This window comes from Tepidibacillus decaturensis, from assembly GCF_001561915.1.
GTDB lineage: Bacteria > Bacillota > Bacilli > Tepidibacillales > Tepidibacillaceae > Tepidibacillus_B > Tepidibacillus_B infernus.
This window is the reverse complement of record NZ_LSKU01000001.1, coordinates 1,572,093-1,588,090: the sequence shown is the minus strand read 5'-3', so window position 1 is coordinate 1,588,090 and position 15,998 is coordinate 1,572,093. Positions and strand designations below refer to the sequence as shown.

At 36.8% G+C, this 15,998-nt stretch carries 14 protein-coding genes and 2 pseudogenes; 12 read left to right on the top strand and 4 right to left on the bottom strand.

Annotated elements, in window-relative coordinates:
* Positions 1–133 precede the first annotated feature (133 nt).
* The 3 genes from U473_RS07610 to U473_RS07600 are packed head-to-tail and all read left to right on the top strand — an operon-like array spanning position 134 to position 3,205.
* On the top strand, positions 134–1,465 hold the full coding sequence (locus tag U473_RS07610; RefSeq protein WP_068724989.1) for a UDP-glucose dehydrogenase family protein: 1,332 nt from the start codon (positions 134–136) through the stop codon (positions 1,463–1,465).
* On the top strand, positions 1,462–2,394 hold the full coding sequence (locus U473_RS07605; RefSeq protein ID WP_068724986.1) for a UDP-glucuronic acid decarboxylase family protein: 933 nt from the start codon (positions 1,462–1,464) through the stop codon (positions 2,392–2,394). The genes U473_RS07610 and U473_RS07605 overlap by 4 nt, the downstream gene beginning before the upstream one ends.
* Before the next feature lie 28 nt (positions 2,395–2,422).
* Positions 2,423–3,205 (top strand): glycosyltransferase family 2 protein, encoded by a 783-nt coding sequence (locus tag U473_RS07600; RefSeq protein ID WP_153012023.1) that lies wholly within the window; start codon positions 2,423–2,425, stop codon positions 3,203–3,205.
* On the opposite strand, the gene U473_RS07595 is transcribed toward U473_RS07600, so the two are convergent.
* The gene (locus U473_RS07595) at positions 3,129–4,040 is read right to left on the bottom strand and encodes a GNAT family N-acetyltransferase (RefSeq protein ID WP_068724982.1); all 912 of its coding nucleotides are present in this window, start codon (positions 4,038–4,040) and stop codon (positions 3,129–3,131) included. The two genes, U473_RS07600 and U473_RS07595, sit on opposite strands and share 77 nt — an antisense overlap.
* A gap of 315 nt (positions 4,041–4,355) precedes the next feature.
* Here U473_RS07595 and U473_RS07590 point away from each other — a divergent pair, with 315 nt between their 5' ends.
* Positions 4,356–4,574, top strand: coding sequence for a hypothetical protein (locus U473_RS07590; RefSeq protein ID WP_068724979.1), 219 nt, complete (start codon positions 4,356–4,358; stop codon positions 4,572–4,574).
* 56 nt (positions 4,575–4,630) lie between these two features.
* On the opposite strand, the gene U473_RS07585 is transcribed toward U473_RS07590, so the two are convergent.
* Entirely contained in the window at positions 4,631–4,819 is a 189-nt protein-coding gene (locus U473_RS07585) for a hypothetical protein (RefSeq protein ID WP_068724977.1), read from the bottom strand.
* Between the two features lie 163 nt (positions 4,820–4,982).
* On the opposite strand from U473_RS07585, the gene U473_RS07580 reads away from it, so the two are divergent.
* On the top strand, positions 4,983–5,819 hold the full coding sequence (locus tag U473_RS07580) for a lipoate--protein ligase family protein (RefSeq protein WP_153012022.1): 837 nt from the start codon (positions 4,983–4,985) through the stop codon (positions 5,817–5,819).
* 34 nt (positions 5,820–5,853) lie between these two features.
* A pseudogene (gene lipA, locus U473_RS07575) lies at positions 5,854–6,729 on the top strand (lipoyl synthase); the annotation flags it as partial.
* Between the two features lie 33 nt (positions 6,730–6,762).
* On the opposite strand, the gene U473_RS07570 reads toward lipA, so the two are convergent.
* A complete protein-coding gene (locus tag U473_RS07570; RefSeq protein ID WP_068724969.1) occupies positions 6,763–8,043 on the bottom strand; it encodes a L,D-transpeptidase family protein in 1,281 nt (426 codons plus the stop codon).
* Positions 8,044–8,442: 399 nt separating this feature from the next.
* On the opposite strand from U473_RS07570, the pseudogene U473_RS07560 reads away from it, so the two are divergent.
* The 6 genes and pseudogenes from U473_RS07560 to U473_RS07535 all read left to right on the top strand — a co-directional run bounded on the left by U473_RS07560 (position 8,443) and on the right by U473_RS07535 (position 15,726).
* Positions 8,443–9,231, top strand: a pseudogene (locus U473_RS07560) (Cof-type HAD-IIB family hydrolase).
* Between the two features lie 116 nt (positions 9,232–9,347).
* On the top strand, positions 9,348–10,367 hold the full coding sequence (locus tag U473_RS07555) for a LacI family DNA-binding transcriptional regulator (protein ID WP_068724960.1): 1,020 nt from the start codon (positions 9,348–9,350) through the stop codon (positions 10,365–10,367).
* A 119-nt stretch (positions 10,368–10,486) separates the two neighbouring features.
* Positions 10,487–12,586, top strand: a complete 2,100-nt coding sequence (locus U473_RS07550; RefSeq protein WP_068724958.1) for an amylo-alpha-1,6-glucosidase — start codon at positions 10,487–10,489, stop codon at positions 12,584–12,586.
* A 28-nt stretch (positions 12,587–12,614) separates the two neighbouring features.
* Positions 12,615–13,895 carry an ABC transporter substrate-binding protein gene (locus U473_RS07545; RefSeq protein WP_407701922.1) on the top strand — a complete coding sequence of 427 codons (1,281 nt, stop codon included), beginning with the start codon at positions 12,615–12,617 and terminating at the stop codon, positions 13,893–13,895.
* A gap of 84 nt (positions 13,896–13,979) precedes the next feature.
* Positions 13,980–14,882, top strand: coding sequence for a carbohydrate ABC transporter permease (locus U473_RS07540; RefSeq protein ID WP_068724953.1), 903 nt, complete (start codon positions 13,980–13,982; stop codon positions 14,880–14,882).
* A 16-nt stretch (positions 14,883–14,898) separates the two neighbouring features.
* Positions 14,899–15,726, top strand: a complete 828-nt coding sequence (locus tag U473_RS07535; RefSeq protein WP_068724951.1) for a carbohydrate ABC transporter permease — start codon at positions 14,899–14,901, stop codon at positions 15,724–15,726.
* 77 nt (positions 15,727–15,803) lie between these two features.
* Here U473_RS07535 and U473_RS07530 read toward each other — a convergent pair.
* A partial coding sequence (locus tag U473_RS07530; protein WP_201024164.1) for a hypothetical protein occupies positions 15,804–15,998 on the bottom strand: 195 nt, incomplete at its 5' end.

Here is a 15,998-nt window from a genome sequence, read left to right as displayed (position 1 = left end):
TACTTGTAAAGCTGACCTTATTTTTTTAAAATAGTCAACTGCCGTTACCCAAATCCTTCTAACTCATAATTTATTAGAAGAATATTTTAATTTGCTTTTGACATAGAAGGAAAATGGACCGGAGGGAACTAAGATGAATGTTGGGGTTGTAGGTGTCGGCTACGTAGGATTGGTCGTAGGAGCCTGTTTTGCAGAAATGGGACACCATGTCATATGTCTAGATATAGACCAACATAAAATTTCATTGTTGAAAAGTGGACAAGTGCCTATCTATGAGCCAGGTCTTTATGAAATGATTAAACGTAATTCGGAGAATGGACGACTTTCTTTTACTACAGATTTAAAAGAGATGCTTGATTTCAGTTTGTTTGTTTTTATCGCGGTTGGAACACCACCAAATGAAGATGGATCAGCTGACTTATCCCATGTTCTTCAAGTTGCAAAAGAGATTGGGCAAAATATCAACCGTTATACAATTATTGTAGATAAATCAACGGTACCTGTAGGAACTGCGCAAAAGGTAAAAAATGTAATTAAAGAAGAGTTAACGAATCGAGGACTAAATCAGATAGAAATTGATGTGGTTTCTAATCCGGAATTTCTTCGTGAAGGGGCAGCCATTGAGGATTTTATGCATCCTTCCCGTATTGTCGTTGGAACAGATCATCCTCGAATAGCTGCTTTAATGAAGGAGCTATACCGTCCATTAACAGACCAAGGGTATCCATTGCTTCAAATGTCGATTTTCTCTGCTGAGTTAACGAAATATGCTACTAATGCGATGTTAGCGACTCGAATCAGTTTTATCAATGAAATTGCAGTCATATGTGAGGCAACAGGTGCTGATATTGAAGAGGTGAAGCTTGGATTAGGCTCTGATACTCGAGTTGGAATGGCCTTTCTAAATGCTGGATTAGGTTATGGTGGATCTTGTTTTCCAAAAGATGTGAAAGCATTGATACAAACTGGAAAAGAGTATCGGGTGGAACTTCAGATTGTAAAGGCTGTTGATCAGGTAAACAGTCAACAAAAGCAAAAATTACTAAACAAAGTTCTACAATTTTTTGGTGAAGATCTCCATGAAAAAGTCATTGCAATATGGGGGTTAGCATTTAAACCGGAAACTGACGATATCCGTGAGGCACCAGCGATAGAAACGATAAAGGAGTTAAGACGGCATGGGGCAACGATACATGCCCATGATCCAGCGGCAATTGAAAATACTCGTGTTTTATTGGGAAATAATGGGATTTATTACTTCGATGATCTATATGAAGCAATTAAGAATTCAGACGCCTTGCTACTAATTACGGAATGGAAAATGTATCAAGAGGCAGATTTATCAATCGTTAAAAAAAGGATGAAATATCCAGTTTTATTTGATGGGCGTAACCAATTTGATCCAATTGCGATGCAGAAAGCTGGTTTTGTTTATTACTCGATTGGAAGGAAGAAGGTACAATGAAACGTAAGCGAATATTAGTTACTGGTGGAGCTGGTTTCATTGGTTCAAATCTAATTGAGCGTTTATTAAAAGAGGGCAATGAAGTCATTTGTGTTGATAATTTCTATACAGGAAAGAAAGAAAACATTGTACCTTTTGATTGTCACCCATTTTTTACTTGTATTGATCATAACATTATCGAACCTTTTTATCTCGAGGTGGATGAAATCTATCATCTCGCCTGTCCAGCCTCACCCACTCATTATCAGAAAGACCCAATCAACACACTTAAAACGAATGTGATTGGAACGATCAATATGCTTGAACTAGCAAAAAAGGTAAATAGTAAATTATTACTTGCTTCTACGAGTGAAGTATACGGGGATCCAGAGATTCATCCTCAACCAGAAAGTTATCGAGGAAATGTAAATCCAATTGGACCAAGAGCTTGCTATGATGAAGGGAAAAGAGCGGCAGAAGCACTTGTTTTTGACTATCATCGTCAATACCATGTGAATGTTCGAGTGATTCGAATATTTAACACATACGGGCCAAAGATGAATCGTGATGATGGAAGGGTTGTAAGTAATTTTATTGTTCAAGCCCTTCAAAATAAAGAGCTTACCATCTATGGAGATGGTTTTCAGACTCGTTCCTTTTGTTATATTGATGACCTAGTAGAGGGAATGATGAGAATGATGAATGGTTCAGACGATTTTATAGGACCTGTTAATATAGGAAATCAAAGTGAGTTCACAATCAAGGAGCTTGCGGAGATAGTAATTGAATTAACTGCTTCACAATCAAAAATAGTCTATTTACCGCTACCTATAGACGATCCCGTAAAACGAAATCCAGATATAAGTTTGGCGAAGTCAAAATTAGCTTGGGAACCAAAAATACCTTTAGTAGAGGGATTGAAGCAAACAATTGCTTATTACAAAATATAAAGGTTCGAAATTGGAGATCAAAAAGTTGATGAAAAAGATAAAAAATAACCCCTTAGTATCACTGATCATTCCCTACCAAAACCAACAGCAAATGATTACATCTTTACTTCAAAGTATACTTACACAAAATCAAACAAATGTTGAATGTATTTTTATCAATGACCATTCTACTGATGGGACTTCTAAAGTGGTCGAGTCATTTTGCAAACACCATTCTATTTCTTCTCGTCACCTATCTTTAGTTCATACAACTGGAAAAGGGCAAGCCATCAAATATGCTCTTGATTACTCAAACGGGGTATACATGATGGCTCTTTCACCATTTGTCATTTTACAACCTCATGCGATTGAACAATTTATATCTATCATACCAGAGAAAGAGGAAAAAGGGCAAAATGTTGTTGCGGTCTATGCAGATCAAAGACTATTTCAAACCTATTCCAAATATCAATATATTGGAGAAAAACAGAATACTACTATCAAAGAAATAAAAGACATCTTTTGTGAATCATTTTGGCCTTCCCCTGTTCTTTTTAATATAGAGGCTATCAAAGAAACAGGAGGTTGGCCTGTTGATTTTTTGGGAGAAGGCAAATATTTCTCAGAATTGGTCGTTTTGGCCAACCTCTATTCTGTTGGGAGATTCATTCATATTCCTCAAGTTCTATCTTTTTATTTACAGGCTAATATAGAAGATAGGATGAGAAAGGATTATTCGCCTGTCTTGCAAGTCCTTATGAGGAAAGTTTTTTCCCAAATACAAACAAGTCAGGAGTTTGTAAAAGACGAGAAGATTTCGTCCAAAATCTAATCACAGGAATGATCGGATAAGTTGGTTTAGCTGCTAATAATGAAAAAAGAAGCTTTTTCTTTGCTGCGAATTGGCTTAAGTGATATAGCAGAAGGTAGGCATCGTCCTGATGGTCCACATAGAGTTGATCAATAATGATTTCTTTTTTTGCTGAGGAGTAATGGTAGATAGCCACTCCTTTTATTTTTTTATTCTGACTTACAGCTAAGGCTTGATAGAAATGGAGAATCGATGGATCGTTCAGTTGTAACGAAGTGTACATGTTTAGATTTTTCATATAGGGGATTAAATGATCTGAAGAATAATAATCGATATGATTTTGGATATAGGGCCTTATCATTGTTAAATTCTTAAACCAATGAATTTGGGAGCTTTTTGCATGATTTAAATTTAAAAAAGATGAATGAAGATGGACGGCTTTAGGAATTAGTCGGCGGAGGCGTAACCATCTGGTTAGTTTATAATAATGTAGTTTTTCCCCAATCATCCAGTGAATTGGAGCATTATCAATTCGAGTGGCTAGGCGCAAAAACGTTGTGCCTTTTGCTTTTGCATATTCTTCTTCATACTGTGCCATTTTTGTTCCTAGTCCCTGGTTTTGTACAGAAGAATCAATGATTTTATGAGACAGCCATGCCTCTGTTTGTTTTGGAAAACGAATAGCTACACAACCCACGATTTGCTCATTTAATTCAGCAACATGGATGATTTGGGACCCACTTTTTAACCATCGTTCTATTTGTTTGCATTTAGGATGTTCTTTTGGCAGCTGGTATAACTGACAAATTCTTGGGAAGTCTTCTTCATTTGCTAGTCGAAATAATGGTTCAGCCATCTTAATTACCTTTTTTCTCCTGTTACTGCATGGTTGGTGATATGGGAATTTTCGATGGAGTAAGGGGTAATTTTTTTAAAGTTCATGATTCTGCTTGGCATCTTTCTAACCATAAGGATCTCCTTCCTTTAATCATTTCATACCGTTCCTCCTTGCCTATAGATTCACTGAAAAGTATTTTTTGCATTTATCTACAATAAGTTATTCAGATAAAGCGATCCTTCACATAAAGCAAACGCCCAAATCCATAGAATTAGGTTAATATGGAGAGAATTTTACCAGTTTTACACATAAATATAGAGCAGGGGGAAAAAGTTGAGGATACGACTTTTAGACCGATTATTCATCTATGAACGGTTGTTACAAGAAGTAACCATCTATCTTACCAGTGGTGGAACTTTTAAGGGAACTGTTGCAAAAGTCCATCGAGATTTTGTTACTCTTACCACTATTTCTGGTGCGATTGATATCCCTTTTTCTTCGATTCTAGCCATTGCTCCAGCAATCAAAAAAAATAGGAAAGGCAAAGGGTAGGAGCCTCTGCCTTTCCGTTCTTAGTGGTCAAGGATGGGTTACTTTCTTTTCTACAATTATCTTACTTCGAGGATGCGCTCTAATGGGATGACGCGGATTTGGTTACCTACAGCAACACCAACGGCTTTGTCATTAAGGAAAGCAACTTGCACGTTTGTATAGGTAACGTTGTTGTCTTGGCGGACAATAGTGACAGGAAGTAAAGCATTTGCGCGAGCCTGTAAAAGTTGTTTAATGAATTCCATTTTCTTTTCCCCCTTTCCTTTTTGATACTACATCATATGAAAAGAGAACTTATTTGCTGTAGACAAGTGTCAATCGTCAAACATGGATTTTTTTTGGACAAGATTGGTTTTTTAACGTATCATTATTTTAAGAAACTGGTTATTTTAAAATAGAGGAGCTACAATAATAATGGAAATTTGGCGATTTATTGACTATCAAACATACTCTCCCTCAATCAATATGGCTTTGGATGAAGCGTTATTAGAATGGCATAGTAAGGGACAGTTTCCTCCGACAATTCGTTTTTATGGTTGGGACCCTGCTACGCTGTCAATTGGGTATTTTCAAAAGCTACATAGAGAAATCAACTTGCAAAAAGTAAAGGAGCACGGAATAGGTCTTGTTAGGCGATTAACAGGAGGAAGAGCAGTACTCCATGATAAGGAATTAACCTATAGTGTTGTTGTTTCTGAAAACCATCCAAAAATGCCAAAAACCGTAACAGAGGCATATCGGATCATTAGCCTTGGTCTGTTAGAAGGATTTAAACAATTAGGGCTTCATGCTTATTTTTCTGTACCAGAAACCAAGGAAGAGCTTGATATGCTAAAAAATCCTCGATCCTCTGTTTGTTTTGATGCACCCTCTTGGTATGAACTGGTTGTCGAGGGAAGGAAAGTAGCAGGAAGTGCTCAAACCAGACAAAAGGGTGTAATTCTACAACATGGTTCAATTCTGTTAGATTTAGATGAAGACATCCTTTTTGATTTATTTCAATACCCAAGTGATCGAGTAAGAGAACGCATGCAGCGTAATTTTAAAAATAAGGCGGTTGCGATTAACCAGATCGCAACGCGTAAAATCAACTTGGAAGAAGTAAGAGAGGCATTTAAAAGCGGTTTTGAAAAAGGATTGAATATAAGGCTAGAACCGTATACATTAACAGAGGATGAGATGAATTTTGTTGAGGAATTAGCCAAAAAACGTTATGAACATGAGGAATGGACATTTGCTCGCTAGAAAGGAGTAAAAACATGGCTAAACAGGAAAGGGAAAAAAAGATTGGTTAAAGATTAAGATTAATACAAATGAAAATTTTCGTGGCTTAAAAAAGATGATTCGGGCCAAAAAATTACATACTGTTTGTGAAGAAGCAAGGTGTCCCAATATCCATGAATGTTGGGCAGTAAGGAAAACTGCAACTTTTATGATCTTAGGGGACATTTGTACGAGAGGTTGCCGTTTTTGTGCCGTGACAACGGGAATGCCTACAGAGTTAGATTTGCAAGAACCAGCGCGTATAGCAGAGTCTGTGAAACAGATGGGATTAAACCATGTTGTCATTACGGCTGTAGCTAGAGATGATCTAAAAGACGGTGGAGCTTCTATTTTTGCAGAAACCATTCGAACAACTCGTAAGTTAAACCCATTAACGACAATAGAGGTCCTTCCTTCAGATATGGGGGGAGTATTCGAGAATCTCAAAACATTGATGGATGCACGACCTGATATTTTAAACCATAATATTGAAACGGTAAGACGTTTATCTGATCGAGTTCGTTCAAAAGCCAAGTATGATCGTTCTTTAGAATTTTTACGTCGTGCGAAAGAGCTAAATCCAGAGATTCCAACAAAATCAAGTATTATGGTAGGTTTAGGAGAAACAAAGGAAGAAATTTTGGAAGCGATGGATGATTTACGGGCAAATGATGTAGATATTCTTACTATTGGTCAATATTTACAACCAACGAAAAAGCATTTACCTGTAGAGAAATATTGGCATCCCGATGAATTTGCAGAATTGAAGGAAATTGCTTTAAGTAAAGGATTCAGTCATTGTGAATCAGGCCCACTAGTTCGCTCTTCTTACCATGCGGACGAACAAGTAAATGCGGCAAGCAAAGTATTAAATCAAGAAATTATCAGTTAGAACTTTTTGTAGAAACGAATGAAGAGCACCGAATTAGGTGCTCTTTTCCACATTTACAACCATTTGTATGATATTTTGTTCCTGATTCCATTCCAATTGCAAGTCTAACCATACTTGTAAAGTTTGTAAGGAGATATAGGTACTATTTTCTTGAAGTTCTGGAGCAACATCAAGAGAATAAAGCTGCCCGTTTTTTATTAAATCTGATTGATTGATCTGGATTGAAAGGGTTGAATTTTTTTGTGGATGTGCTAGACCAATACGATTTGATGATGAATCCCATTGGATCAAATAGCCAAATTGATCAGCGATTGGTTTGAGGGGAACCATCAATCGGTTATTTCTCACATAACTATGATAATTTTCAGGTAAAGCAAAGAATGTTCCATTATCTAACTGAATAGATGGAGTGGGAATGGTGTAGATGTCGATAATTAAATTCTTTTCATCCCAATTCATTTGAGATTCGAGAAGTATCCCTAATGTCTTTGGTGAAATATACGTGGAACCATTAATGATTGTGGGGGCAATATCAAGTTCGATGGCTTTATCCTTTTTATGGATGGTATTCTTGTTTATTTGTATGGTAAAATCCTGTTTTTGATTGGCAATATGAACCTGATTAGTAGCAGCGTCCCAGGTTAACTGATACCCTAGTCGACCCATCAATGGCTTTAATGGAAGTAAAATATGTCTATCTTTTAGGACGCTTGGATTGTTTTTAGGTAAAGAGAAAGGCTGATGATCTAAATTGATGTTGATGTCAATGGATAAAGTTTCATTAAGAGTGATGGCTGAAGAAGTTACTTTGTAGCCGAAATCTCCAGCTAATTGCAAGAATCCTTTTTTAGAGGAGACGATATAAACCTTGGCACCAATCGGGACTTGGTCAAATAACCAAATCACATCATCATTATTCATTCGTACACAGCCAGCAGAGGCATATGTGCCAATCGATAACGGATTACTATTCCCATGAATTCCATAGGTATCCCCATTTGTTCCTCTTGCATCAAACCCCATCCAACGAGGCCCTAAAGGATTTTTTGGATCTCCTCCTGGAATGTTTAATTTGTAATAAGGCCGGTTTTTAATCTTCTGAACAATCTTAAAGCTTCCTTCTGGAGTATACTCAGCTTTTCTGCCAGTTGCCACTGGAAACACTTTTTTTAATTCTGTACCAACAAAATAGGCAAGTTTGTTTGTGGTTTTATTGATGATAATATAGTGGTTCTGTGTTTCCTCTGCTTGAACAAATAAAGGACTACTTGTCATGAAAAAGAATAGTGCAAGCATAAAAACTTTTATTTTCATTCCTTCACCTCTTCACCTTCCTTTTGTAATTTAACCCCGTCAATGAATCATTGTATGAAGGTAAGTTCCAAAAAATGAAAAGATGAAGGATATAATTTATTTCTTAATCTTTAGCGTGATTTCAATTTGTTGTGATTCACGCTGGAAATGAGGTGGTATTACCAGGTACTGCGCACAAACTGCCAGAATCAACTGCAACCATACAGAAGTAAGAGTTGTTATAAAACGCAAAATTACCGCAACAGGTACATTCGCGAGTATATCACACAAAAGCAACAAGCTGGGCAATAATTAAAATAGAGCATGTAATAGACATGAAAGTTTCGAAAAATATACCTTTTATGATATGATTAAAAAATATGGAGAAAAATTCATCAGTGAAGGAGAGGCGAGATCATAATGGAAATTCAAGCGGTTGTACTTGATCTAGATGGAACTCTATTAAATAAGCAGACGAAGATATCCAATCGAAATAAAGAGGTTCTAAAGAAACTAATAGATAAAGGGGTAAAGGTTTTTCTTGCAACAGGAAGAGCACCAGCAGCTTCTGCTCACTTTCATCAACAATTAGGTCTGTAAACAGTCATGATTTGTTCCAATGGAACGATGATTTATGATCGGATAAATCATAGGAATATAAAACATTTTACAATACCAAAGGAAGTTGCAATATCTATTTTAGAAGGCTTCAAACCACATGTAAGCAATATTTTGGGTTTTTATGATCAACTTGTATACAGTTTAACAAATGACCAAGTCGTAGAGTGGTGGAAAGTTTCCTTTCAACGTACACCTGATTACATTGGTGATTTTGCTCATCTTTTACAACATGATATTTCTAAATTTGAAATTTTTCTTAAAGATCGCCAAGTAATTTTTCACCATGAAGAATTAGAAGAATCATTATCTGACCAAATCTATCTATTAAAATCACCAGGATATATTGAGATCATGCCCAAGGGTACTTCCAAATGGCATGCATTAAAAGAGGTATTAACTTACTATGATCTCGATCCAGCAAGAACGATTGCTTTTGGTGATGGGAACAATGATATAGAAATGATCACAAACGTTGGAATGGGTGTCGCGATGGGTAATGCCATTGCTGATTTAAAACAGGTTGCAAAGGATACAACCATAAATCATGATGAAGATGGCGTGGCCTATTTTCTAGAAAAGTATCTATAATTGGTAATTTTTTCAATAAAAATAAAACTTTGCCTACAAAAAATGATTGAAATCGTTTTCTTTTAGATGTATAGTAAAGATGTATTCACAATCCAAAACGTTTTGGAGGAAGTTCCGTGGCAACGATAAAAGACATTGCAAAGGCAGCAGGGGTTTCTGTCACGACGGTCTCTCGTGCTTTAAATGGATATGATGACGTAAATGAAAAAACTAGAGCAAAAATTAAGGCGATCAGTGAACAGCTAAATTATAGCCCGAATTTTTTGGCTAGAAGTCTAGTAATGAATAAAACTAAGACGATTGGCTTACTCGTTTCTGGACTTACTCGCTCAGGGGCAAAGGATAATTTTTTGTTTGAAGTTTTGTCTGGCATCAATGATAGGGCTGGTGAATTAGGTTATGATATTGTTTTGTTTAGTACTACCTCATCTAAACAACAATTGAAAACCTATACACAGCTTTGTCGTGAACGACGAGTCGATGGGGTAATCCTAGCTGGGATAAAAACGGATGATCCATACTTGCAAGAGGTAGTGGAAAGTGAAATACCTGTCGTTTTGATCGATGTTCCAGTTGAAGGCCATCAAGTAGGCTATGTTACCACAGATAATATCTATGGTGCCAAAAAAGCAGTACAATATCTCGCTGAGTTAGGTCATCGCAATATTGGGATAGTCAATGGTCATGATCAGGCTTTTGTAAGTAGACAAAGATTAGAAGGTTATAAGCAAGCACTTGTGGATCATGATATACCATTCCATCAAGAATGGGTGATCAATGGACAATTTTTGGAAGAAGTGGCTAAAGAAAGAACATTAACGTTACTAACAAAGCACCCAGAGATCACTGCATTATTTTGTGCTAGTGACCTAATGGCTATTGGTGTGATAAAAGCAGCGAAAGAACTGGGAAGGAATGTTCCAGAAGATCTATCAGTGATTGGCTATGATGACATTATTTTAGCATCTTATTCTTCTCCATCCCTTACTACAATTTCTCAGGATAAATATATGATAGGATATGAAGCAGCAACGATGATCGTTCATATGTTAGAAGAAAAAATAAGCTCTCATGTAAAAGTTTTAGATACCGAACTCATTACAAGGGAATCAACTGCAAAACCTATCAACACATAGAATGAAATTTTTTTGATACAAAACCAAAACGTTTCGGTTTCTTTATATGTTGATTCCAAAACGTTTTGGATAAATTGAACCTAGCAAATAATTTGTTTAGGCAACTTGGAGGTTTGAGAATGGACTATCGAGTAATTAAAGAAAACGATTTATTTTTGCTTACAGATGAAAAAGGGGATATCTATGAGAACCATCCAAATGGATTGGGGCTTTATACCAAAGATACTCGATTCCTGAGCAAGTTAGATTTAAAAATAAATGGGCAGGAGCCAATTCTTTTGTCTTCGTTGGCTGATCAAAACTACTTAGCAAAGATCATCTTAACGAATCCTCACATGGAAAAAGATGGAGAATTGATTTTGTGGAGGGAATCAGTAGAGATTGAACGTAAGCGCTTCATCTATAATGGTGTACTCTACGAAATGGTTAAAACTAAAAATTATTATCCAAAACCTGTAAAATTTGAATTAAGTTTTCACTTTGATGTAGATTTTAAAGATATGTTTATCGTTCGAGGATTTCAAACTGGCAAGGTAGGGAAACGTACTAGACAGTCCTTAGAAGGAAATACAATACGTTTTCATTATCAAGGGGCTGATGATATTCATCGAGCAACATCGATCAGTTGGGACTTCCCTGCTACAAGCGTTACGGAAGATGGAGATCTTTATTTTAACTTATCTCTGTCACATGAAGAGGAAAAAGTAATTACGTTGATGATTCAACCTGAGATAGGTGAACAAGTTAAGGAAGTTATAGAGCCAAAAAAAGCTCTAGATTTCTTAGAACAATCTTATCGTGAATGGGAAACAAATACAACAAAGGTAGAAACAGATCATCCTATTTTTCAATCAATGATTAAGCGTGGAATTGATGATCTTAGAGTCTTATTAACTGATCTTGGGTATGGACTATTTCCTGTAGCTGGATTACCGTGGTTTGGCGTGCCGTTTGGTCGCGACAGCTTAATAGCAGCACTACAAATGCTCCCATTTAACGCTGAAATTGCAAAAGGAACACTTCTAACAATGGCTGCTTACCAAGGTACTAAAATAGACACATGGCGTGATGAACAACCAGGTAAAATCATGCATGAACTTCGTTTTGGTGAATTAGCAAATACGAATCAGATTCCTTTTACACCTTATTATGGAACCATTGATGCCACACCACTTTTTTTAGTTCTACTTACTGAATATGTAAAATGGACAGGGGATTTAGAACTATTTAAAAAGCTTGAAGCCAATGTAAAAAGAGCTTTAACATGGATTGACGAATATGGCGATCGTGATGGAGATTTATTTGTTGAATATTACCAAGAGGCATCAAAAGGAATTGCAAACCAAGGATGGAAAGATTCTGGTGATTCTGTCGTTCATCGAAATGGGGATTATGCCAAAGCTCCAATTGCATTAGCTGAGGTTCAGGGGTATGTTTATCAAGGGAAAATAGGCATTGCAGAGATTTATCAAAATCTTGGTAATCTTGATCTTGCTAAGCAATTACATAGTGAAGCAGAGCAATTAAAAGAAAAATTTAATTCATCTTTCTGGATGCAAGACCAACAATTTTATGCGATTGCTTTGGACAAAGAAAAAGCTCAAGTAGGAACTCTTACATCTAACCCAGGACATTTACTATTATCTGGGATCTTAGACGAGGAAAATGCTAAAAAGGTTAGTGATCTTCTTGTTTCACCTAAGATGTTTACTGGTTATGGAATTCGCACGATGGGTATAGGTGAGGCAGGATATAACCCTATGAGTTATCATGATGGGAGCGTTTGGCCACATGATAATAGTCTGATTGTTCTTGGAATGAGTAGAACGAAGCAATCCGCTGCTGCAAACACAGTGATTCAAGGCCTTATAAAGGCTGCTACTCATTTTGAATATACTAGACTTCCTGAGTTGTTCTGTGGATATGAGGATACTCTAGGCCATGTAGTTGAATATCCAGTTGCTTGCTCACCACAAGCTTGGGCAGCAGGTACTCCTTTATTATTTGTTCAAGCGATTCTAGGTCTTTTTCCAAATAGCTTAGATCAAACGATTACATTAAATCCTGTATTACCAGAGGATATCAATCGACTAAAAGTCTCGCAACTTAAAATTGGTAAAGGTGAATTAGCAATAACTATTGAACGCAAAAACGGTACTCTAGAGGTTTCAATTGATAAAAACACTACAGGGTATAACGTAACTCAAAATTTAAAATAAGAATGAAAAAAAGAGAGGGGTTAAAATGATGAAAACGAAAAAAGTCTTTACCATCATTACGATTTTGACGTTATTACTGACAGGGATTTTAGCAGGTTGTAGCTCATCGAATGAAGAGGCTGACAAAGGAAAAGATCAAGGAACTGCCCAAGGAGAGAAGGTTCAAATTACTTTAGCGGGTTGGGGTTCCTCACCAGAAGAAACCAAGTTATTTAATCAAACTCTAGATGCATTTAAAGAAAAAAATCCAAATATTGACGTAAAATTCGAAGTAATTGCTGATCAATATATGGATGTCATGAAAACCCGTTTAGTGGGTGGGCAAGCGGCTGATGTCTTTTTCTTAGATGCATTTGAGGCACCAGGACTAATTGAAACTGGTGTATTAGAACCATTAGATGATTATGTAACTGATGATTTCGATGTAAATGATTTTGAAAAACCAATGCTTGATGCGTTTAAAGGAAAAGATGGAAATATTTACGGTTTTCCAAAGGATTTTTCAACATTAGCTTTATTCTATAACAAAAAAATGTTTGCAGATGCTGGAATTAAGAATCCTCCGACAACTTGGGATGAGTTAAGAGAGATTTCTAAAAAATTGACAAAAGGTACAGAGGTATATGGTTTTGGCGTTGCCCCTGAGCTAGCTCGTTTGATGTATGTCGCTCAATCTACAGGAGACCAAGTTGTAAAAGATGACAAAGCAAATTTTGCTAGTGACAAAGCTGTAAATGCATTACAACCAATCGTAGACCAACATGTTATTGATAAAACATCTGCACAACCATCAGAAGTTGGAGCTGATTGGGGTGGAGACATGTTTGGACAAGGAAAAGCTGCAATGGTCATTGAAGGACCTTGGGCGATACCTTTCTTAGAAAGTAATTTCCCTAATTTAGATTACGCTACTGCAGAAGTTCCAACGATCAATGGAAATAAAGGTACAATGGCGTATACTGTTGCCTATGTTATGAATAAAGAATCGAAAAATAAAGAAGCTGCTTGGAAACTGATCTCCTTCTTAACGGGAAAAGAAGGGATGAAGATCTGGACAAGTAAAGGTATTGCATTACCTACTCGTAAATCGGTTGCAGCAGAATTAGGTTTTGACAAAGATCCACTTCGTGCGCCAATGATTGAAGGGGCTGGCTATGCCACTGTATGGCAAGGTGGAGCTAACTTACCGATCATTATGAATAATTTTAATAACCAATTTGTCAGTGCATTCCTTGGGGATCGTCCTTTAAATGAGGCGTTAAAGGAAGCTCAAGATCAAGCGAATAATGAGATTCAAGCAAATCAATAATTTTTAACTATACATGAGGGGGAGGGTACTTATCCCCTTCTATTCTTCAAAAGGAAAGCGCAGCTTTAAAAGGAGTGAGAAACAATGGCTACAAGGAAATACAGCAAAAGAGCATTAGGAGAAGCTGCACAAGGTTATCTATTTATGTCGCCCACTATTTTTACCCTAGGCTTGTTTCTTGTAGCACCGATTTTATTTGCGGTGTTTTTAGCTTTTCACAAGGTAAAATTACTAGGAGGCATGGACTTTCAATATTTAGGACTTGATAATTTTACGCGATTTTTTACTGATCAACGTGCCTTAATCGCATTAAAGAATACAGGGTTTTATGTGCTTATCGTTGTTCCAGTTCAAACATTTTTGGCTCTGTTATTAGCCGCTACATTAAATGCAGGTTTAAAGGGACAACGATTTTTTAGAATTATTTATTTTTTACCAACTTTAACTTCTTCGGCTGTATTAACGTTGATCTTCATGTGGATGTATAACCAAAATGGGTTGGTTAACCAAATTTTAAGCATGTTTGGACTACCTACCTATAATTGGGTTGGGGATCCAAAAGTCGCTTTAATTGCGATTATGATTATGAATATCTGGTCAACTGCACCTTATTTCATGGTTATCTACTTAGCTGCTTTACAAGATATTTCTGATCAAATCTATGAAGCAGCAGAGATTGATGGAGCAAATGCGATCCAAAAGTTTTGGTATATCACTGTCCCGATATTAAAGCCTGTCACTTCATTTGTTGTGATTATGGGAATCATTGGTACATTCCAATTGTTTGACCAGTCTTATATATTTTCAGGAGGTTCAGGTGGACCAAATAATTCTACCTTAACCGTTGTACTTTTAATTTACCAATATGCTTTTAAAAACTTAGGTACGATGGGTTATGCAGCTGCTCTTGCGTTTATCCTTGCTGCCATCATCTTAATCGCTACCTTATTGCAACGCAAATTTTCTAAAGAGGAATCTTTATATTAGGGAGGAGAGAGAAAAGATGCAGAGAAAAATACGATTTAGCAAAATATTTCTATATGCCATTCTTATTCTCTATGCTGTAGTTACTGTTTTACCTTTTTTATGGGCATTGTCTTCCTCCTTTAAACCCTTATCCGAAATTCTTGAAGGGTCAATGAATTTTGTTCCAAAAAACTTTACTTTTGATAACTATCGCCAAATCTTTGTGGAACAAGCATTATTTCCACGTTGGTTACTAAATAGTGTTATCATAGGAGTTGTTGGAACTTCCTTAAACCTTCTTTTTAATTCAATGGCTGGATATGCATTAGCTCGCCTAAGTTTTCCAGGAATGAATAGTTTATTTATTTTGATTTTAGCAGTACTTATGATCCCAGCACAGGTGACAATGATTCCAAACTATCTTATTTTAAAAACATTAGGATGGCTAAATTCATATCAAGGCTTAATTGTCCCTGGTATGGTAAATGCGACGTTTATTTTCATGATGAGGCAATTCTTTATCAATTTCCCTAAAGAATTAGAAGAGGCAGCTGCTATCGATGGATTAAGCCGATTTGGTACTTTCTTCCGAATCGTTTTGCCATTAGCCAGACCAGCTTTAGCCGCTCAGGCGACCTTTGTTTTCATGGGGTTCTGGAATAACTTTATGGGACCATTAGTTATTTTATCAGATCAAGAAATGTTTACACTTCCGATCGGATTAAATACTTTTAAAGATCAGTACGTAAGCTATTGGAATCTCATCATGGCCGCATCGATGGTTTTTACCTTGCCGGTATTAGTCATCTATGCCTTCTTTAATCGTTACTTTATTAAGGGCATTACCTTTACAGGTGGAAAGTAGATAGGTATAGAAATAAGAAAAACAAAAAGCCAAGAGTGACAGCCTCTTGGCTTTCTTTCCTTTTAATAGAAAGTAATTTACCTAGGTCCAGGTTCATCATCCGGGTCAGGAACATTTCTTAATGGACCAGGCCCGAAACCATCAGGTCCAGCGGGTCCGCCGGGTCCAAAACCGCCTGGACCAGGCCCGAAACCATCAGGTCCAGCGGGTCCGCCGGGTCCAAAACCGCCTGGACCAGGCCCGAAACCATCAGGTCCAGCGGGTCCGCCGGG